This window comes from Algoriphagus alkaliphilus (genome assembly GCF_900103735.1).
Classification (GTDB): Bacteria; Bacteroidota; Bacteroidia; order Cytophagales; family Cyclobacteriaceae; genus Algoriphagus; species Algoriphagus alkaliphilus.
Genome location: NZ_FMXE01000023.1, coordinates 30,842 through 49,579, shown reverse-complemented (window position 1 = coordinate 49,579; position 18,738 = coordinate 30,842). Strand labels below are relative to the sequence as shown.

At 42.8% G+C, this 18,738-nt stretch carries 16 protein-coding genes; 6 read left to right on the top strand and 10 right to left on the bottom strand.

Annotated features, from left to right (window positions below):
* The first annotated feature begins 80 nt into the window (after window positions 1-80).
* Window positions 81-776, top strand: coding sequence for a TetR/AcrR family transcriptional regulator (locus BLQ81_RS15090; protein WP_092731474.1), 696 nt, complete (start codon window positions 81-83; stop codon window positions 774-776).
* Window positions 777-1,045: 269 nt separating this feature from the next.
* On the opposite strand, the gene BLQ81_RS15085 is transcribed toward BLQ81_RS15090, so the two are convergent.
* Together BLQ81_RS15085 and BLQ81_RS15080 are read right to left on the bottom strand one after the other, a co-directional pair.
* Complete coding sequence (locus BLQ81_RS15085) at window positions 1,046-1,468, bottom strand: hypothetical protein (RefSeq protein WP_092731472.1); 423 nt, start codon at window positions 1,466-1,468, stop codon at window positions 1,046-1,048.
* Between the two features lie 71 nt (window positions 1,469-1,539).
* Window positions 1,540-2,508 carry a zinc-dependent alcohol dehydrogenase family protein gene (locus BLQ81_RS15080; RefSeq protein WP_092731469.1) on the bottom strand — a complete coding sequence of 323 codons (969 nt, stop codon included), beginning with the start codon at window positions 2,506-2,508 and terminating at the stop codon, window positions 1,540-1,542.
* A gap of 109 nt (window positions 2,509-2,617) precedes the next feature.
* Between BLQ81_RS15080 and BLQ81_RS15075 the strand changes: the two genes are divergently transcribed.
* From BLQ81_RS15075 to BLQ81_RS15055, 5 genes are read left to right on the top strand one after another with little or no spacing between them, the layout of a single operon-like run.
* The gene (locus BLQ81_RS15075) at window positions 2,618-3,385 is read left to right on the top strand and encodes an SDR family NAD(P)-dependent oxidoreductase (RefSeq protein ID WP_092731466.1); all 768 of its coding nucleotides are present in this window, start codon (window positions 2,618-2,620) and stop codon (window positions 3,383-3,385) included.
* Between the two features lie 9 nt (window positions 3,386-3,394).
* Window positions 3,395-4,606: an acyl-CoA dehydrogenase family protein gene (locus BLQ81_RS15070; RefSeq protein WP_092731463.1), complete on the top strand. Its 1,212-nt coding sequence runs from the start codon at window positions 3,395-3,397 to the stop codon at window positions 4,604-4,606.
* The gene (locus BLQ81_RS15065) at window positions 4,599-5,627 is read left to right on the top strand and encodes a phosphotransferase family protein (protein ID WP_092731460.1); all 1,029 of its coding nucleotides are present in this window, start codon (window positions 4,599-4,601) and stop codon (window positions 5,625-5,627) included. The genes BLQ81_RS15070 and BLQ81_RS15065 overlap by 8 nt, the downstream gene beginning before the upstream one ends.
* A 5-nt stretch (window positions 5,628-5,632) precedes the next feature.
* Window positions 5,633-6,511 (top strand): 3-hydroxyacyl-CoA dehydrogenase, encoded by an 879-nt coding sequence (locus BLQ81_RS15060; protein ID WP_092731457.1) that lies wholly within the window; start codon window positions 5,633-5,635, stop codon window positions 6,509-6,511.
* Between the two features lie 50 nt (window positions 6,512-6,561).
* Complete coding sequence (locus BLQ81_RS15055) at window positions 6,562-8,949, top strand: hybrid sensor histidine kinase/response regulator (RefSeq protein ID WP_245693276.1); 2,388 nt, start codon at window positions 6,562-6,564, stop codon at window positions 8,947-8,949.
* On the opposite strand, the gene trmB is transcribed toward BLQ81_RS15055, so the two are convergent.
* From trmB to BLQ81_RS15015, 8 genes are all read right to left on the bottom strand, one after another.
* On the bottom strand, window positions 8,936-9,601 hold the full coding sequence (trmB, locus tag BLQ81_RS15050; protein WP_092731455.1) for a tRNA (guanosine(46)-N7)-methyltransferase TrmB: 666 nt from the start codon (window positions 9,599-9,601) through the stop codon (window positions 8,936-8,938). The genes BLQ81_RS15055 and trmB overlap by 14 nt on opposite strands.
* The gene (locus tag BLQ81_RS15045; RefSeq protein ID WP_092731453.1) at window positions 9,602-10,900 is read right to left on the bottom strand and encodes a bifunctional folylpolyglutamate synthase/dihydrofolate synthase; all 1,299 of its coding nucleotides are present in this window, start codon (window positions 10,898-10,900) and stop codon (window positions 9,602-9,604) included.
* A 158-nt stretch (window positions 10,901-11,058) separates the two neighbouring features.
* The gene (locus tag BLQ81_RS15040; RefSeq protein ID WP_092731451.1) at window positions 11,059-12,018 is read right to left on the bottom strand and encodes an energy transducer TonB; all 960 of its coding nucleotides are present in this window, start codon (window positions 12,016-12,018) and stop codon (window positions 11,059-11,061) included.
* 2 nt (window positions 12,019-12,020) lie between these two features.
* Complete coding sequence (locus BLQ81_RS15035; RefSeq protein WP_092731449.1) at window positions 12,021-12,410, bottom strand: ExbD/TolR family protein; 390 nt, start codon at window positions 12,408-12,410, stop codon at window positions 12,021-12,023.
* A 2-nt stretch (window positions 12,411-12,412) separates the two neighbouring features.
* The gene (locus BLQ81_RS15030; RefSeq protein ID WP_092731447.1) at window positions 12,413-13,099 is read right to left on the bottom strand and encodes a MotA/TolQ/ExbB proton channel family protein; all 687 of its coding nucleotides are present in this window, start codon (window positions 13,097-13,099) and stop codon (window positions 12,413-12,415) included.
* A gap of 1 nt (window position 13,100) precedes the next feature.
* Window positions 13,101-13,841 (bottom strand): hypothetical protein, encoded by a 741-nt coding sequence (locus BLQ81_RS15025; protein ID WP_139183644.1) that lies wholly within the window; start codon window positions 13,839-13,841, stop codon window positions 13,101-13,103.
* A gap of 204 nt (window positions 13,842-14,045) precedes the next feature.
* Window positions 14,046-15,737: a TonB-dependent receptor gene (locus BLQ81_RS15020; protein WP_092731443.1), complete on the bottom strand. Its 1,692-nt coding sequence runs from the start codon at window positions 15,735-15,737 to the stop codon at window positions 14,046-14,048.
* 3 nt (window positions 15,738-15,740) lie between these two features.
* Window positions 15,741-18,728 (bottom strand): tetratricopeptide repeat protein, encoded by a 2,988-nt coding sequence (locus BLQ81_RS15015; RefSeq protein WP_092731441.1) that lies wholly within the window; start codon window positions 18,726-18,728, stop codon window positions 15,741-15,743.
* Window positions 18,729-18,738: the final 10 nt, after the last annotated feature.

Here is an 18,738-nt window from a genome sequence, read left to right as displayed (position 1 = left end):
ACATTACCTGGAAATCACCCTCCAATTTGACCCTGATTTAATATCTTTGTACTGCACTTTTAAATCTTGAAAATCCAACTATGGCAGGCGAAAAAAACAAAGAAAAACTCATTCTGGATTCAGCGGTAGCACTTTTCACAAGCAAAGGATATCAGGCCACTCGAATGGAAGACATTTCAAAGCGCGTGGGAATCAGCAAGGGTCTCACCTATTTTTATTATAAAAACAAAGAGGATCTTTTTATGGCATTGACCAAAAAAGCCTTTGATCAGTTTAAGGAGGAATTTCGCGAGGTGCTCCGATCCAAAGGTAAAAATGGGATGGAAATGTTGACAGATTTGGTTGGAAAGGTTATCAATTTTTCCAAAGAGCATCCGGTTTTTTACCATGCTATTTTGAATTTTCTGGATGTATTGAAAAAATACAACGATCAGAGTCTGCGAAAGGAAATCGATCCGATGATTTTAGACTCCATCCATTTTCACAAACTTTTGGAAATTCATCACGAACCGATCAAACTTGGAATTCAGATGGTTTCCCAGGGAATCAAAGATGGAAGCATCAGACCCGAATTGCAACCGGAAGTTGCTTTTTACACAATCTGGAGCATGATTATCGGGTTTGAAAAAATGAGTGGCCCTATCGGATTTGAAGGCAAAGACACCAAAATCAGCACGGAGGCCTGGCAACTTGGATTTATCAAATTGATGCAGGACATGCTTAGGGGGACAATCCAAGCCAGCCGGCCGGCGATTGTTCAGACAAGCCTTTTTTGAAGTATCAGGATATTAGATTTAAGTATCAAGAAGGAAGACTTTAAACACAAGAAGCAAGAGGCAAATTGCAGTAAAAAATAAGACGTTAGTGGTTAGTGGTTAGAGCCGCAAACAACTCACTTTTTTTACCGCTTACGCCTTACAAAGAAATAAAAATCAAGAGCCAAGACACTGATTTTTTCAATTTCTTAGCTCTTGCTTCATGGCTCTTGGTTCTAATCCCTTCTCTACAGTCTTGATACTAACATCTTGATACTAGATACTTAAAATCATCTGCTTTTCCACAGATCTTTCATCTGCTTTCCGTTCATAACAAGCACAAATCTCGTTGGGTTTGGAATCAAAACGATCCGAACGTCAAGTTTATCAAATTGGTCGGACTCAATCGGAACCCCTACTTTTCCGGCTACTTCATAGGTCACAACTCCATTTGCATCAGGAAGCATTTCCTTGTAGGCATTGGCCAAATATGCTGATGGCAGCAAAATATCTGTGTCTGATTTGAGCTTTGAATAAATCTTTTCCAATTGAGGTTCAAGCACTTCCTCATAGGCTTCATTGAAGTCATCCTCCAAATCATGCAATTCCTCCTCCAAGTCATCATAGCTTTCATCAGCGTAATCCATCTGACTGAGTTGATTTCTTTTACTTACGATTTCTGTGAGTTGCTTGTCCAGCTGTTCCCAATTCATGAACTAATCTTTTTAATTTAAAGTGCAAAGATGACCAATACTTCTTTTTTACCCGAAGATTCTCGGAAAAATTAACTGATGAGCAGGATTTTTCCATTTCGCCCAGGCTCGGTATATGCCTTCAGGGCATCCCGGAAATCCTCCAACTTAAATTTTCCGGCTATGTCAATTTGAGAATTGTCATCCATCAAAAATCCAAATACCGATCTAATAGCTTTAGCCCGCTCACCTTCGTTTTGTTCTTCCATCCAGCTCGAAAGCCAAAAACCTTCAATTTTCAAATCTTTAAATATCAGTAGCCCACTGTTGATTGGCATATTATCCAGTGCCAAAGCTCCAAAGACCATCATTCTACCTTTCGGGCGGAGACAAGACAAAGCTTTTGCTCCCAGCATCCCTCCTACTGCATCAAAAATCACATGAACACCTCCATCCGTTTTTTCAGTTACCAACTTCTGGATTTTTTCAGTTTCAGTGTTGATGACAAGGTCTACACCAAGCTTATCAAGTACTTCCCTTTGAGAATCATGGCGTACAGTAGCGGCAACTTTAATTCCCCTAGCTTTTGCGAGTTGAATTGCAAACTTCCCAAAAGCTGAAGCTCCGGCAGTAATCAGAAGCCAATCTCCTTCTTTTAATCCAGACTTTTCCACCATGGCAAAAGCAGTCATTGGATTCACAAAAGCTTGACAGGCTACCTCATCAGGCATAGCATCCGGTACCGGAATAACCATCGCGGCTGGCAAGCACAAATACTCTCTCCAAGTACCAATTGCCGTAAACATCACACGAGATCCGGTTTTCACTTTACCTGCTTCATCTCCCTTTTCCACCACACCACTCGCTTCAAAACCAGCACTGCTTGGCAGCTTTGGCGTGATGCCGTACATTCCGCGGACAAACATGATATCCGAGGGATTGATATTTCTGGCGGTTACCCGAATCAAAACTTCATAGGACTTTGGAGTTGGAATCGGACTTTCCTTAAGTTGAAGTACTTCTAGAGGTTGGCCGGTTTGTTCAAATATTAGTTCTTTCATTTGAGAATTAGAAAAATGATTTATATCAGATTAATAAAGGAGAAAGCCTAAAGAAAGCTTTCTCTCAGGTAAATTTTCATATCTTAAGAGTCAATATAAACCAAAATGTATGGATTTGTCCACTGTTTTTTCTCTGAATGGAAAAGTCGCCTTAATCACAGGTGCGAGTAAAGGAATTGGCTTTTGTATTGCCGAAATTTTTGCTGCTGCAGGCGCAAAGGTCGTCATCAGCAGTCGCAAACAAGATGTGCTCGACCAAATGGCTAATAAGCTCAAAACCAAAGGATATGAAGCTACCGGAATTGCCTGTAACGTTGGAAACATGGAAGAACTTCCTCTTTTGGTAGAAAAAACTGTCGAAAAATATGGGACAATTGACATCTTGGTAAATAATGCGGCGGTCAACCCTGTCTTTGGACCCGTCCATGAAACAAGTCTGGAAACATTTGACAAAATTATGAATGTTAATGTCAAAGCCGCATTTGAGCTTTGTAGACTTTGCTTCCCTTATTTAAGAAAGTCATCGGGGGCCTCTGTCATCAATATTAGTTCAATCGGAGGCCTTTCTCCTGAGCATGGATTGGGGATTTATTCGGTTTCCAAAGCGGCATTGATTTCATTGACTAAAGTCTTTGCAAAGGAATGGGGTGAAGCCAAGATTAGGGTAAATGTAATTTGCCCTGGCTTGATCCAAACCAAATTTTCGGAAGCGCTATGGTCCAATGAAAAAATAATGAACATGATCATCAAGCAATTAGTGATCAAAAGAGCCGGAACTCCTGATGAAATTGGAACAATGGCACTTTTCCTGGCCTCATCTGCTTCTTCCTACACCACAGGTGGTGTTTTCACAGCTGACGGAGGTTTCACTATTTAAGATCCACCCATGAACCCTAGCCAAAATCCCCCACAGGAAACGCTAAATGTGCTTCTTGAGCGCTACCGCGCTTTTGTGAAAAAAGAACTTTTCCCCCTCGATTTGAGTGTGGTCATAGGTCCTTTCCGATCTTATTTACCCCAACTTCAGGCGCTAAGAAAAGAGGCGAAAAATCTCGGGCTTTTTGCCCCTCACCTCCCAAAAGAAGAAGGAGGACTTGGCTTAAACTTAGTTCAATTTGCTCAGGTATCGGAAATTCTGGGACAAAGCCCAATTGGACATTATGTGTTTAATTGTAATGCACCCGATATCGGAAACATGGAATTGCTGCACCTTTTTGGCACTGAAGCTCAAAAAAACACCTGGTTAAAGCCACTTCAAGAAGGTAAAATCCGAAGCTGCTTTGCGATGACGGAGCCAGAGCATGCCGGCAGCAATCCGATAAATATGAGTACCACAGCTACACGGGAGGGTGATTATTACCGGATCAACGGACACAAATGGTTTACCACAGCTGCAGACGGTGCAAGCTTCACGATAGTGATGGCTGTGACCAATCCGGATGCCGATTCTCCCTACCAACGTGCCAGCATGGTCATTGTCCCCTTGGATAACCCCGGATACCGATTCATTCGGAATATCCCCATCATGGGCGAAGCCGGGGAAGATTACATGTCTCATGCCGAGATCAAATTTGAGGACTGCATCGTGCCTGCTGCTAATCTCATTGGAAGTGAGGGAGCGGGATTTGCATTGGCTCAGGAACGACTGGGACCGGGTCGAATCCACCATTGCATGCGTTGGATTGGGATTTGCGAGCGGGTATTTGACCTAATGTGCCGACGAGCCATTTCCAGAGAATTGGATTTGGGAAAACCATTGGCCGAAAAACAGACGATTCAAAACTGGATTGCGGAAAGCCGTGCAGAAATCAAAGCAAGCCGATTGATGGTCTTGGATACCGCAGAAAAAATGCAGGAGCTTGGTGCCAAAGCAGTCCGCGAAGACATATCGACTATTAAGTTTTTTGTAGCTGATGTCCTGATGAAAGTAATTGATCGCGCCATCCAGATTCATGGCGCCTTGGGCATTACTGATGATACACTTCTTTCCTTTTGGTATCGGCACGAACGTGGAGCGCGAATCTACGACGGACCGGATGAAGTGCATAAATCTGCATTAGCACGAAGTATTCTGAAAAGTTATCGAAACGATGGATAAATCACTCGACTTTTCAGGACTGAAGACCTATCTCCTGAAAACGCTATCACTGGACTCGAATGCCATGGAGATCACTCAAATCTCCGGAGGTTTTTCTAACCTCACTTTTCTGATCCAGACTCCTGAAGGGAAATTTGCCATGAGAAGGGCTCCATTTGGAAATAAAATCAGCAAGGCACATGATATGGTACGGGAATGCCATGTACTCGAAGCGCTTCAAAAAGCCGGTTACCAAAAGGCACCAAAGCCCCTTGCACTTTATCGGGGTGAGAACTTCGATCAAGCTCCTCTTTTGGTCATGGAATTTGTCGAAGGAGTTATTCTAAGAAACAAACCAAATCCTGATTTCACTTTAAATGAAATTGAATTCAGAAGGCTTTCTGAAAACACCATTGACAGCCTCGTTGAGCTTCACCTTTTAGAACTTAAAGAATCTGGATTATCGGATCTTGGAAAACCTGAAGGCTATGTAGAAAGACAAGTCTTGGGATGGTCTGAACGCTACTTCAAGGCCAAAACCAATGAACTTCCTGAAATGGAAAAAGTCGCTGAATGGCTGAAGCTTAACATCCCACAAACGAAAAATATCGGCTTCCTTCACAATGACTATAAATACGACAACCTAATGCTTGATTTTGAGCAGAAAACTGAAATCAAAGCAGTGCTGGACTGGGAAATGGCGACAGTGGGTGATCCGCTGATGGACCTTGGGACGTCCTTGGCCTATTGGGCACAGGCTGATGATCCGAATATTCTCAAAATGTTTAACATGACTCACCTGTCGGGAAATATGACAAGGGCTGAGGTGATCGCGTATTACGGAAGCCGTACATCGTTTGATCTCACTAATATCCTCTTTTATTATGTGTTTGGGCTATTCAAAGTCGGAGTGATTGCACAGCAGATCTACAAGCGATATACTCAGGGTTTTGCCAATGACCCAAGATTTGCAGGTTTAATTCATGTAGTCAAGGCCGCCGGAAAAATGGCTGAAAAAAGTATTCTTACCGAAAAAATATAAGCAAAATGAGTATCAAAAATAGTTGCATTCTCGGCGCGGGAACACTCGGTTCTCGGGTGGCTTTGCAGTCTTCAATCTCAGGTTTTCATGTCAGGGTGTATGATGTTCAACAAAAATCCCTGGATTTTTCACTGAATACCATGCAAAAAATATTGCATCAACTTCACAAATCAGGTCAAATCAGCAAAGGGCAAGATTTGGATATTTTAAGCCGCATAAAATTCACCCTTGATCCTTTAGAAGCTGTAGAAGATGCGGATTTCATTAACGAAAGCGTCACCGAAGATGTCGATATCAAAAAAAAGGTCTGGAAACAGTTTGGAGAAATCGCTCCTGAGAAGACCATTTTTACTACCAACACTTCGTATATGCTGGCATCCATGTTTGCCGAAGATTCCGGTAGACCTGAGCGATTTTGTGCCTTCCATTTTCACGATGTGTTTTATTCGCGGGTGGTTGACATCATGCCTCATCCGACAACAGATCCCGCTTTGATTCCAATTTTGGAAGATTTGGGAAGAAAGCTGAATCAGGTACCAGTCATTTTGAAAAAAGAAAATCCGGGGTACATTTTCAATACCATGCTAATGGCTTTGATCGGTGCTGCAGGCAAGCTATTGACAGGCGAAGTAGCTTCTATTGAGGATATTGACAAATCCTGGATGGTTAATTTCCACATGCCGATGGGGCCTTTTGGGATTTTAGACTCCATAGGTTTGGATACGGCTTGGCATGTGACACACAAAATGCCCGATCGGGCTTCTGTCGCTTTTGCTGCTTTGCTCAAAACCTACATTGACCAAGGCAAACTTGGAGAGAAATCAGGAGAGGGATTTTACCAATATCCCAATCCCAGATACAAAGCGCAGGATTTTGTAAAGTAAATCCAAAAACGGGCCTTTCACCGTAAATAGCAAAACCCGACCTTCAGAACATGCTAAAATTGTACTTCACCCTTACAATGGCATGTCTTTCCATAGTGGTTCTTGCTGATGGGAAACATGTGAATTCTGTTGAAAAATATCCTTTTTCAATTCATCATCAGTCTGAAATACTAGACTTGGGTGAGGATTTTGTGTCCCTTGAGGAAGTTCTTGGTAACAAGTCAAATTTCATTTTCACACCTTTGGCAAACCCTACCACCAACCTGGGATTTACCAACCATCACTATTGGGTCAGATTCAAATTGACAAATTCCTCCAATGAGGATAAGAAGTGGTTTCTTGAAACTGCCCGCCCCATTACTGATGTGGCTGATCTTTATCGCATAGATGCAGATGAAAAAATTAGTCTGGTCAAAAATGGAGATATGATTCCATTTGCCAATCGACCGGTAGAACACCGAAAGTTACTTTTTCCTATCCAACTGGAAGCTAACTCCTCCGCAGAATTCTTTTTGCATCTGCACAGTGATGGAGAGGTTATCAGTCTTCCGCTGACCATTCATAATGATTTTTCATTGATTAAGTCAACCTATTTTGATCAACTTGTTTTTGGGATCTTTTACGGATTGCTTGCTTTAGCTGCAACCACCTATTTGTTTTTCTATTTTGGGATCAGGGAAAAAAGTTTCATGCTCTACGTCTTTTATGTGGTTTCAGTGGCTTTGCTTCATTCCTCATTGGATGGGTATTTTTTTCAATATTTCCTTAAAGATTCCGGCTGGTTTGCTGACAGAAGTCTGTTGCTTTTTGCTGCGATATCGGGAGTTCTATTCGGAAGGTACACGCAGGTATATAGTCGAGTCAAAAACTTCTCAAAACCACTGAATACTGCTTTCAACAGTGTCAATATCTCAATCCTGATCCTGATATTGGGCATATTAATATACGATCCCGGACGTCCGTTGTATTATCCACTGGTCAATGGACTTGGCTTTACACTAATCATACTCTGTACTATAGGTGTGACATTAAGTATCATCAGAAAACAACCTGTTGATATTTTCTTTGCATTGGGTATTGCCTCATTTACTCTGGGTTTTATCGTATTTATTCTCAATAATTTCAACCTAATTCCAAACTCTTTCATCACAGAAAATTCCGCCAAATTGGGTACCGGGCTTGAGATTCTATTTCTGTCCCTGTCGATGGCAAACAGGATTCGACTTTTGCGAAATGAAAAGGAAAAAGCGCAAACCCTAGCCCTTCAGCGATCTGAAGAAAGCAACGAGATCAAGTCCTATTTTCTTTCCAATATGAGCCATGAACTGCGCACCCCGCTCAATGCGATTTTGGGACTTTCTCAGTCAATCATGTCTGAAATTTCTGACGAAAAAATCAAAGAAAATCTAGAGGTGATCAAGTACTCTTCAGTTTCACTTTTGACCTCGATTGATGATATTTTGGATTTTTCCAAAATCGAAAAAGGAGAGATTAGCTTAGAGCGGAAACCTTTTGATCTTCAAAAGTCCATGACAGAAATCAAATCCCTCGGCTATCAGCAGGCACGCGACAAAGGACTGACTTTTATCTATGAAGAAAATGTCGAACTCCCAAAACGAATCGTCGGCGATGCTGTCCGGTTTCGTCAGATTCTGAATAATGTTCTCAATAATGCAATCAAATTTACACCTTCGGGAAAAGTGAAATTACAAATCACACAACTTGAGGAAAACGGAGAAAATCAAATCTTAACCTTCAATGTCTCTGATACGGGCATTGGAATAAGGCCCGAAAAACTGGATCGGATATTTGAATCCTTCATTCAGGAACAAATCGATGACAAGCGGAAATTCGGGGGATTTGGCTTGGGACTTTGCATCGTCAAAGCCTTGGTGAATTTGTATCAGGGAAGTGTGTCAATTGAAAGTAAAGTCGGGTTAGGTACCACTGTCGAGGTCAGGCTTACCTTCCAAAAAGCACCGCAGGAACCCTTAGAATTAATCAAAAAAAACTCAAAAGCTCTTTTGAAAGGAAAATCGATATTGGTCGTGGAAGACAATCCTGTCAACCAGTTAGTAATCAAATCTATCCTCAGAAAGTGGGAAGGGATTACCTTTGATTTTGCAGGACATGGATTGGAGGCCCTGGACAAGTTAAACTCCAAATCCTTCGCCCTAATCCTGATGGATCTCCAAATGCCGGAAATGGACGGATACGAAGCCACAGAGGCCATCCGAGGCGGGCGAGGTGGACTGAGGCACACGAATGTACCAATCATCGCCGTCACAGCGGATACCACTGAAAAAAGCAAAATTCACGCAAATAATGTTGGCATGGATGACTACATAACCAAACCTGTAGATTCCGAATTATTATTTGAAAAGATCCTGAAAGCCTTTTATTTGGAGAAAATAGAGATTGACACTATTCAGTCTTAAACCGGAACTTCAGGTATTTGATCTTTTCACCTTTATCCGAAAACAATTTCTCGTACTTGGTTTTGATTCCATGGTGGTCGTCTTTCATTTCACTTTGATAAAAATCAGAAGTGAAAGCAAGGACTTCGATATCTTCTCTGGATTTGACCAATTCGAGTGAATACTCAAAAAGCCCGGTATTGTCGGTCTTGAAATGAACGATTCCGCCGGATTTGATCATTGGCTTGTACATGTCAAGAAATCTCGGAGATGTTAATCGACGCTTTTCATCTCCATCCCTCGGGAAAGGATCTGGAAAAGTGATCCAAAGTTCTGAAATCTCGCCTTGGGCAAAAAACTGATCTAAGTTCTGAATTTGAGTTCTGAGAAAAGCCACATTGGTAATACCCTCAGCAGTTGCGACGGAGCTTCCTTTCCAGATTCGGCTTCCTTTGATATCTACTCCGATGAAATTTTGATCACGGTATTCCCGACCTAAACCCACTGTAAATTCTCCTCTTCCGCAGGCCAATTCAACCACAATCGGGTTTTCGTTTTGGAATTGGGTGTCGTTCCAGTGGCCTTTGATTTCTTCAAAAATTGCCTTTCCGGCCTGTATTACATTGGGATTCACTTCGTTTTCAGCGAAGCGCACCATCTTTTTTCTACTCATTTAAAGCTCGTCGATTTCTGCGACCACAAAAGTACTCCCTCCAACAAATATCAGGTCATCTGAGCCGGCATTTTTTCGGGCAAAGTTTAAAGCATCGTTTACATTTGGAATGATTTCTCCTTTGAGTCCCAAAGAAAAAGCCATCTCCGCCAGTTGGTCTGCCGGCATAGCTCTCGGAATTTGGGCATTGCAAAAGACATAGTTCGCCTCTTTTGGCAGTAGGTTGAGGATGTTGGAAATATCCTTATCCTGCACCATCCCGATGACCATCCAAAGCCTAGTGAAGGTATGATTTTTCAACTGCGCTAAAATCTCCCGGATTCCCGGTTCATTATGACCCGTGTCAGCGATGACCGTCGGATTCTCTCCCAATATCTGCCAGCGCCCCTTCAGTCCGGTCAATACTACAACTTCTGCCAAGCCTATTTTAACCGCTTCTTCCGATATTTTCCAGCCTTGATTTCGAAGTTCATCAACGGCTTCGAGTATTCCGGGTAAGTTATATTTCTGATAATTACCCAAAAGTCCAAACTCAAGGATTTCCGATTTCCCTTTACTGGAAACTTCAAATTCAGCCAAAATTTGATCTTGTGATCTCTTTTCCCTTAGGCTCTTTATTGCAAACTTTTCATCTGCAAAAACAATGGGAGTATTCATTTGCCTCGCTTTATCGAGGAAAACAGAAGTGGTATCGGCTTGCGTTTGACTGATAATCACAGGTATTTGAGGCTTGATGATTCCGGCCTTTTCGCCTGCTATCTCAGGAAGGGTATTTCCCAAAAACTGCATATGGTCATAGCCAATATTGGTGATGATGCTGAGCTCGGGAATAATCACATTGGTGCTGTCCAGTCTCCCTCCCATTCCTACTTCGATCACGGCGATATCCACTTTTTGCTGCGCAAAATACCAAAAAGCCATTCCCACAGTCATCTCAAAGAAACTGGGTTTTAAATCATCGAGAAAATCCCTGTTCTCGGTTACAAACTGAACCACGGCATCCTGAGCGATTTCATCTCCGTTGAGTCGGATTCGTTCGGTAAAGGATTTTAGGTGTGGGGAAGTATAAAGTCCTGTTTTATATCCGGCAGCTTGAAGTATAGCAGCCAGCGTATGTGAGGTGCTTCCTTTCCCATTGGTCCCAGCAATATGGATGGAGTTGAATTTTCGCTCCGGATTTCCCAAAAACTTGCAAAGTGCGAGGGTATTGTTAAGATCACTTTTATATGCGGAAGCGCCCACTCGCTGAAACATGGGCAAGGAATTAAATAGATAGTCCAGCGTCTCCGGGTAAGTCATTTTATACTTCGAATATCAGGTATTTTACCAACAAATTAAGCTGATCTTTGGAAAAAACTACTTACGGAAATTGCTGAAAATCTTCGGTCTTCCGGCATCGGTCTTCCAAACCTTTCAGATGAGAATAGTCAACTTTTAGCAGCGTGCAAAAAAAAATCTTAATCTACCTTGATGATGAAGGTGATTTTACCGGTGGAAAAATCCGCTGTGGAAGTACCTCCGGATTTTCTGAAATTAATCTGATTGACCACCTGACGGTAATAAGCAAGCACATCATTGGAGACGTTGTATTCCAAAGGAACTGCCTGAACTACACGACCTGAATCGTCAATTGTGATTTTAAACACAATCCTTCCATTTCGAGTCGAAACCCGATCATTGATATTTGGCTTGGATGCAAAATCCCATCCGGCAAGATCCAAACTATATCCCGCACCGGAATTTGCGCCTTTTCCTGATCCTTCACCCATCACAGCTCGACCATCGACAGTCCCTGTAGGCTTGCCTTCATCCCCTTTGGCGTTAGAGGTTCCCTGTGCTCCACCGGATGCAGGTTGGGTGCCTTTGCCGGATGTTCCGCCGGCACCCATTACTGCTCTTTGATCAATTTTTGGCTGTTCCGGAGCTTTTTGGGTGGTAGCTTCCGCCTCGGATTTGGCAGGTGCAGTGACTGTCTTGGTAGGCTCCGCTTTGGTTGGTTCCGGCTTTTTGGTTTCTACGGCAGCCTTTTCCACTCCTTTTATGGGTGAGGGCTTAGTTGTCACAGCTTGATTGGCAGCTGGTTTTGCAGCTGCTTTTGGTTTAGCTGTTTCTGTTTTTGGACTTGGTGCAGGAGTGGCCGGTTTGGTTACAGCTGGTGCGATTTCGCCGGGTGCAGCGGCCTCTGTCACTTTTGTTTGCACTTCAGAAGGTGCATTTGGACTGTTTCTGTCTCCGGAACCCGTCTCAGTGAAGCCCAGATTCAACTCCAAGCCAAATTTAGGAAGCGGTGGAATAGGTTGTTTCCATACCACAATGAAATAGAACGCCAGAAGTAAAAGGATATTCAAGACAATCGTAATGATTGCTGATTTCCGCTTACTGTCTTTTTCGACATCGTCTGTGTTCCAAGTTTGCATGATTAGTACGGTTTAGTAGCGATAGAGACGTTGGCTTCCAAGCCAGCAGCTATTCCGCCAATCTCCACTAAGTATTCAACGGGCACTTCCTTATCAATGTGCAAAACAACTTGACCTTTTTTTCCCTGAAGCAAGGAAGTCAGTTCAGATTTGATCTGATCACGGGCTACAATCCGGTCATTCACGGAATATTTGAAGTCTTTGGTGATCGTCACCGATACTTCCTGCAAGACGATATCCGAGGTCTCACTGGAAGGTAAATTCACAGGAAGTCCCGACGGAGTAATAAACGAGGAAGTCAACATGAAGAAAATCAATAACAGAAATATAATATCTGTCATGGATGACATGCTGAATGCCGGATCTACCTTATTTTTTGACTGGAGTCCCATAGTTATTTATCCTGAAGGAGGTCAATAAATTCGACTGAGGTGTATTCCATGTTATGAACCAACTTGGAAACCTGTGTCACCAAGTAGTTGTAACCTAGGTAAGCCACAATCCCCACTACCAATCCTGCAGCAGTGGTAATCATTGCCTCGTAGATTCCCATCGAAAGAAGTTTGGGTGAAACCATTCCTTCTTCTTGGGCAATTGCAATAAAGGCTTGAATCATCCCCGTTACCGTTCCCAAAAAACCGATCATTGGGGCTGCACCGGAAACTGTAGCCAAAAGACCCAGGTTTTTCTCCAACTTGTAAATCTCTATTTTACCAACGTTCTCGATGGAAACTTCGATATTTTTCAAAGGTGAGCCGATCCGTTCAATCCCCTTTGCGATCATATTTGCAACGGGAGTGTTTTCACCGGAACAAAGCATTCTTGCTTTTTCGGTCTGACCACTTTGTACCAAGATCTTTACCTGGTCCATCAGATGGTTGGAAGTTTTGGAGGCTTTCTTTAGAGTGATGAGTTTCTCGAAGAAAATGAAGATTGCAAGTACAAGTAGTATGTACAAGGGAATCATCATGTATCCCCCTTTGATCAAAAGATCAAGGAGACCGATGCTTTGTTTAGTGGTACCTGGTACCAATTCATTTAAATTGGATAAACTGTCTGTAGAGAGGGTTTGGAGCAACATATTAATATTTCAAAATCCACAATTCTTCGGTGTATTGAGATTTGACCCGTTCCAGTTCTTCAGCTGCTGTCCTAAAGCTTCCAAATCTGGAAAGACCCAGGCGATAATTACTGCCACCATCATAAGGGCTTATCAAATAAATTTCAGAAGTTCTTCCAAAATATTGACTCGCTTCTTGGACGGCTAGCTTCTCATTTGGCAAGCTACCCACAATGATGAAATACTGTGGACGTTCGGCTTTGGAATCGATTCGGATCAAATTCCCTGATGCTATATTGGCAATAGTTGTACCAGATTCTGCTGGTTTAGAAATATTAGGATTTGAATTAGTTGGATTCGCTATAGAATCTTGATTTACAGCTGATTGATTTTGTTCTGCTACGGTAGATTCGGGAGCAATAGATTGGGGTTCGGATGATTTTTCTACAATAGAATTTGCCGTGTCAGTTGATTTAGTTTCTGTTGCCCCCGGATTCATTTGAGCTAATAGTTGCCAAACGATCACAGCTATAATTCCAACGCCGATGAAGACTACTGCCCAATTCCAAGCTGAAGATTTATTTTCCTCTTTAGGTTTGTTGGTACTAGCAGTTTGGATGGAAATTGAAGGCTTTTTCGCTTCTTTTGGTAAGGCCTGATCTGGCTCCTGTGGAGTTTCTGCTTTTTGAATAAGCTCAACAGGCTTAGGAATGGTTTCTTCATCAGAAGTAACTAAAGCCACCGGCTCTACAGATTGAATCACTTCCTGAACAGGATCAGGTGGTATAATTTCCTTTTCTACCAGAATTGACTTAGCCTGTATCGGGCTGATTTCCACAAATGGAAGCCCATAATCCTTGGGATCGGTCCACTGTTTTGTTTCTGAATCTTTTGCTGCCATAATCTTGGAGGGAGGCTACGAAACTAAACCAAATGAGGCGAAAGCCCAACCGATAGCCAAAGTAAATCAGAATTTGAAACTTGCGCCACCAATCAGTTGAATACCCCGAACCGGATAATTCAGCCAACGGGTGTTTTTACCGTTCAGGATATTGTTGCCTTCGGCAAAAATCGAGAGGCGATTTGAGATCTTGAAATCTGCTTTGAGCTGCAAATCTGCGATGGTTTTAAGGTTTACTACTTCGACCCTTGGCGGGTTGGTTTCTATAACAGTATTACCCCTTGCTTTTAGTCCTCCCATAAAGTTCACATTGGCCTGAACAAGTAATTTGTCAAAGGGAGTAAATTGATTATTCACTCGTACTTCCCATAATGGTCTATGCCAAGCTGCGGGCTGGGTATTCAAATCATACTGATACACATCCAATCGGCTACCAAGCGAATAAACTTCGGAAATCTTGAATCCCAATTCCGCATTGATATTGAAGACGGTAGACTTGTCGTCGTACACAATCTCAAATCGTGAAGAATCTGCAAAAGAATTGGTGAAGAAATGAAGGTTGTTAAATCTGCTTACATTTATGCCGGCGCGATAGTGAAATGCCTCTTGAAATTGCCCTTCTATCCCACCTTCAACCTTATAATTGTTAATCGTATTCAGCAACTGCTCGCTTGGCCCCAAGAAAGGGTTTTCATTGACAAAGCTGAAATAGGTATTCCGCTGTACATCACCGGAGAATTCCCCATAGAAACCAAATTCATCTGCGAATTGATAACTGGCCTTGAGCACCGGGAATATTCTAAAATCACTTGATTTTTCAGGCATCGGGTCATTTTCAGAAACCAAATTCAGACCTGCTGTGAATTGAAAAGCCTCGTAATTGTAAGAAATCCGTGGTCGGATGGAAAAATAGTTCCGCTTCTCCTGATAGTTAACATCATTGGGATTGGTATGGAAATAATTCAAATCCACTTTCCCGGACCAATCAGAATCTGTTCTGAATTTGATGCCCGCCTGCAATCCAAGTTCATTTTCTTTGGCAGCGTAGCTGTCTTTGAAGTTTCTGAAGCTCAGTTGGCCTTCATACGAAATTGTCCCCGTTTTTTCGATATCACGGATTCCAGCCCTAAACTGAAAATTGTTCAGAACATTATTGTTTGTTTCAAAAGGAATATCGGGATTTTCAAAAAGAATGGGATTCACTCCATAAAAGGAATACTTATCCTGTCCCCAATTCAAACCGCCAAAGACTTCTACCGCATCCATGAAGTAACTTCCATCGGCTCCAAAAACCGTATGGGATTCCGAACTTTGTTCAGCAGCGACAGGCCCCTTGCCGAAGCTCTGATGCTTGAATTTTATCGCATAATTAAAAGGGTCAGCAGTAGTCGACATATACCTGCCTTCCAACAGCGGAGATGCAAAATTACCGTAACCGGCACGGATGAATCCGTTATATAATTCCCGATTTGGCAGACGAAAATTTTTTTCCAAGGCAGTAGGCTGCAGATTCAAAGCCGGCAAGTTCAGAAAGAATGGAGTCACCGTATAATTAAACTCCGCGATACCTTTTGGTTGAGGCAATACAGGAAGACGCTCAAAGGATCTTGGTTGAGTTGGTACCGTCAAGACCCGATCCTTACGGATAACGAATTCCTGATCCTGCACAGCACCACCTTTTTTATTTTGGGCTAGAGCCATTGAATTCCCCAAGGAAATTGCACCGGCAAAGAATAGAATTACAGGTAGTTTTTTCATGGTTTAGTTCAGGCTTCTAAGTTTAGCTTGGGCTTCAGCTTTGATTTCAGCATTGGTCGATCGCTGCACGATGGATTCCAGGGTAGCCTTAGCCTGAAAGTCCTCTCCTGTTTTTTGATAATTGTCTGCGAGCAAAAGGAACATTTTTCCATACCAATAATCGTAATCCGCAAACGGACTGGAGAAGTCAAAAATGCTGTCATTCGATTTGACAAAATCAGAGCGTTCCTGAAATGAAAGGGCAAGTAAATACAGTCCTTCAGCACCCTGAATGGTCTTATGATTGTTTACCAAATTTTGCAAAGTCACTTCTGCTTGCGCTTTCTGATTCATTTCACGCTGCGCTTTTGCTTTAGTCAGCAAGGCTTTCGGTGTTGATTCCGGGATGATTCCATCCAGGGACATCAACCTTTCAGCGTAGGTAATCGACTGCTGATATTTTCGGGTGGCAAAGTTGGCGATCATTAACCCCTGCACAGCCTCAGCCTCTTCGACTTTGCTTCGGGCATTTTGGGCGGCTGTTTCCAGGTAAGGAATAGCCGCGGCGTAATTCCCCCTTTCCAGTTCGATTACCCCTATTTTTTGCATCGCCCGCACACGCTGCGGGGAGGATGGTTCCTTTTCCAATTGCCTAAAAAAGCCCAGTCCTCTTTCCTGATCACCTGCCTGCATGTAGGAGTCTCCTGCAAAATAAAGTGCATCGGCACGCTGCCCTGACTTGGGATAACTTTTCAGGTAATTCTCAAATGCTCTTGCGGCCTGCGTATAATTCTTGTCGAAATAAAGACTTTTGGCTGCTTCAAATTCAAGAGACTGCACATTTCCGGTTCCCGGATTGGTGCCTTTGTAGCGCGCCAGATAATCTCCAAACTCTGCAGACCTTCCCTGTAAAGCCAAAGTTTCCTGCAAGCCTTTCAGTGCATTTTCTGCATTCGCGGCATTGGGATGATTATCTAAAATTGCCTTGTAATCTGCGATGGTCTGATCATAATTCTGAGTGGAAAAGTTGGCTACTGCCCTACTTTCCAATGCGTAAGGAATGAAAGGGGAATTCGGGCGACCTGTGATCAGTTCCGTAAACGCCCGTGAAGCCTCACTGTATCTGACCTCTTCGAGATAAATCTGCCCTCTAAGAAACAGGGCATCTTCTATGTACAAACTGCTCGAAAAACCGGAGATAAGTCGATCCAAATTGGAAAGAGCCTGATTGTTTTGAGACTGAAAATTCTGTACTACTGCAAGTCGGTAATACGCATAATCCATTCCTGAATTGGATTCCGTGATTGCACGCTGAAAAGTAGCTGAAGCATCAGCAAACTTTTTCTGCACATAATAGCTATCACCTAATCTAAGCAGCGCATCATCGTAGTACTGTTTATCCGAGTTTCCTCTTAGCTTTTCAGTATATATTCTAAACTGCTCCTCAGCTTTTGGATAGTTTTGGGAATTGAAATAGGCATAGCCCAATCCATAGTGAGTCTTGATCAAATAAGGATGAGCCGACGCTGGATTGCTTGCTCTCAGCGCTTCATAAGAACGAATGGCTTGAGGAAGATTTCCATCCGCAGCATTGATTTCGCCTTTCCAGAAATGGGTCTCTAAAAGCAAATCCCGGTCTACAGGGAAAGACTGAGACTTATCCAACAATGCCAAGGCTTGCTTATACTTCTGATCTCTGTAATAGACCATCGCCTGATAATAGGCCACTTTTTGGTAAGCAGATTGGATTCTTGGGGATTTATTCTGGATACGATCCATTTGCTCGATTGCCCGCAGGTAATCGCTGGAATTGATCAAGGCCTCAGAAAGCAAAGTTTCGGCTTCAGCCCTGTTCTTTCCCGAAGGGTAAGTTTCCAGATATTCATCCAAAGCGGAAATCGCCGTTGAAAATGTGCCTCTTTGTAGGTTTGTTTTCGCAAAGTTGAAAAGCGACTCTTCCTGAATCTGCTTGTTGAAGCTGGATTTGGAGGCGGCCTGAAAGCTTGTGGTTGCGAATTGGTAGTTGCCCAATTTCAGGTATGCATGACCGAGGTAATAGCTTGAAGATTGGCCGATTTCATCTGTGGACGAAGCGGATACTTTCAGATAATCAGTCGCCCGCTGATAATTTTTGATTTCAAAAAAAGAAATCCCGGCTTTATAAATTTCTTCACGGGAAAGAACCCCTTTTTTAGCATTGATAAAGGCATCGTAATTCTTGGAAGCATTGGCAAAATCCCGTTTTGCATAATAGGCTTCGGCCAAATAGAGATTGATGGTCTCCTTTCGATCGAGATTTTGACCAGAAGCTAATAAGGGTTCGGCATAACGGATCGCCTGATCGTAATTGCCTTGCCGGTAATAAAGTGCAGTCAATAAATAAGGGACTTTAGTCGCATAGAAGGACGATTTGCCCGCTGCCTCGAGATCTGCTATAGCTTTGGCATTGTTTCCATTTTCTACTGCAATGAAGCCGCTATAGTAATAAGCATCTGCACTGATCGGCTTATTGAGTACTTTTGCCTGATCAAAAAACGGGGCAGCAGCACCATAATTTTTTAATTGAAAATAAGAGTATCCCTGTTTAAATAGCACGTCAGCTTTGTTGGCCTCATTCAGGCTATTTGCATTCACCAAATTATACCCCTCTATCGCTTCCCTGTAATTCTTTTTGTAGAAAAAATGATCGCCAAGATACAATCCAGCGGTTGTGACACTGGGATGATTTCCATTATCCAGGATGTAGGATTTCATCAATCCGGGGCCGTCGGGACTTTCGATTTCGAGGGCCGACATGGCACGGTGAAGCTCTGCTGATTTTTGTTGTTCTCCGTTAAGGTTTTGATTTAGCAGCCGACTGTTGTCGTATAGGGAGGCAGAAAAAAGCTGCTTATCAAATAGTTCCAAATGATAATCCAAGGCTTGTTGGGAGCTCGTCTGATAGAGGGTAGACTGTGAAAAAGCATCCGCACTTATCAGTAGTCCTGCAAGCAGCACCAGGTAGTTTTTCATAGATGGTTGA

Excerpts from the sequence above, each read along its gene's own strand:
- BLQ81_RS15070 (WP_092731463.1), top strand. The coding sequence starts at position 3,395 with ATGAACCCTAGCCAAAATCCCCCACAGGAAACGCTAAATGTGCTTCTT.
- BLQ81_RS15055 (WP_245693276.1), top strand. The coding sequence starts at position 6,562 with ATGCTAAAATTGTACTTCACCCTTACAATGGCATGTCTTTCCATAGTG.
- BLQ81_RS15085 (WP_092731472.1), bottom strand. The coding sequence starts at position 1,468 with ATGAATTGGGAACAGCTGGACAAGCAACTCACAGAAATCGTAAGTAAA.
- BLQ81_RS15035 (WP_092731449.1), bottom strand. The coding sequence starts at position 12,410 with ATGGGACTCCAGTCAAAAAATAAGGTAGATCCGGCATTCAGCATGTCA.
- trmB (WP_092731455.1), bottom strand. The coding sequence starts at position 9,601 with ATGAGTAGAAAAAAGATGGTGCGCTTCGCTGAAAACGAAGTGAATCCC.
- BLQ81_RS15090 (WP_092731474.1), top strand. The coding sequence starts at position 81 with ATGGCAGGCGAAAAAAACAAAGAAAAACTCATTCTGGATTCAGCGGTA.
- BLQ81_RS15060 (WP_092731457.1), top strand. The coding sequence starts at position 5,633 with ATGAGTATCAAAAATAGTTGCATTCTCGGCGCGGGAACACTCGGTTCT.
- BLQ81_RS15020 (WP_092731443.1), bottom strand. The coding sequence starts at position 15,737 with ATGAAAAAACTACCTGTAATTCTATTCTTTGCCGGTGCAATTTCCTTG.
- BLQ81_RS15030 (WP_092731447.1), bottom strand. The coding sequence starts at position 13,099 with ATGTTGCTCCAAACCCTCTCTACAGACAGTTTATCCAATTTAAATGAA.
- BLQ81_RS15065 (WP_092731460.1), top strand. The coding sequence starts at position 4,599 with ATGGATAAATCACTCGACTTTTCAGGACTGAAGACCTATCTCCTGAAA.
- BLQ81_RS15080 (WP_092731469.1), bottom strand. The coding sequence starts at position 2,508 with ATGAAAGAACTAATATTTGAACAAACCGGCCAACCTCTAGAAGTACTT.
- BLQ81_RS15045 (WP_092731453.1), bottom strand. The coding sequence starts at position 10,900 with ATGACTTACCCGGAGACGCTGGACTATCTATTTAATTCCTTGCCCATG.
- BLQ81_RS15015 (WP_092731441.1), bottom strand. The coding sequence starts at position 18,728 with ATGAAAAACTACCTGGTGCTGCTTGCAGGACTACTGATAAGTGCGGAT.
- BLQ81_RS15040 (WP_092731451.1), bottom strand. The coding sequence starts at position 12,018 with ATGCAAACTTGGAACACAGACGATGTCGAAAAAGACAGTAAGCGGAAA.
- BLQ81_RS15075 (WP_092731466.1), top strand. The coding sequence starts at position 2,618 with ATGGATTTGTCCACTGTTTTTTCTCTGAATGGAAAAGTCGCCTTAATC.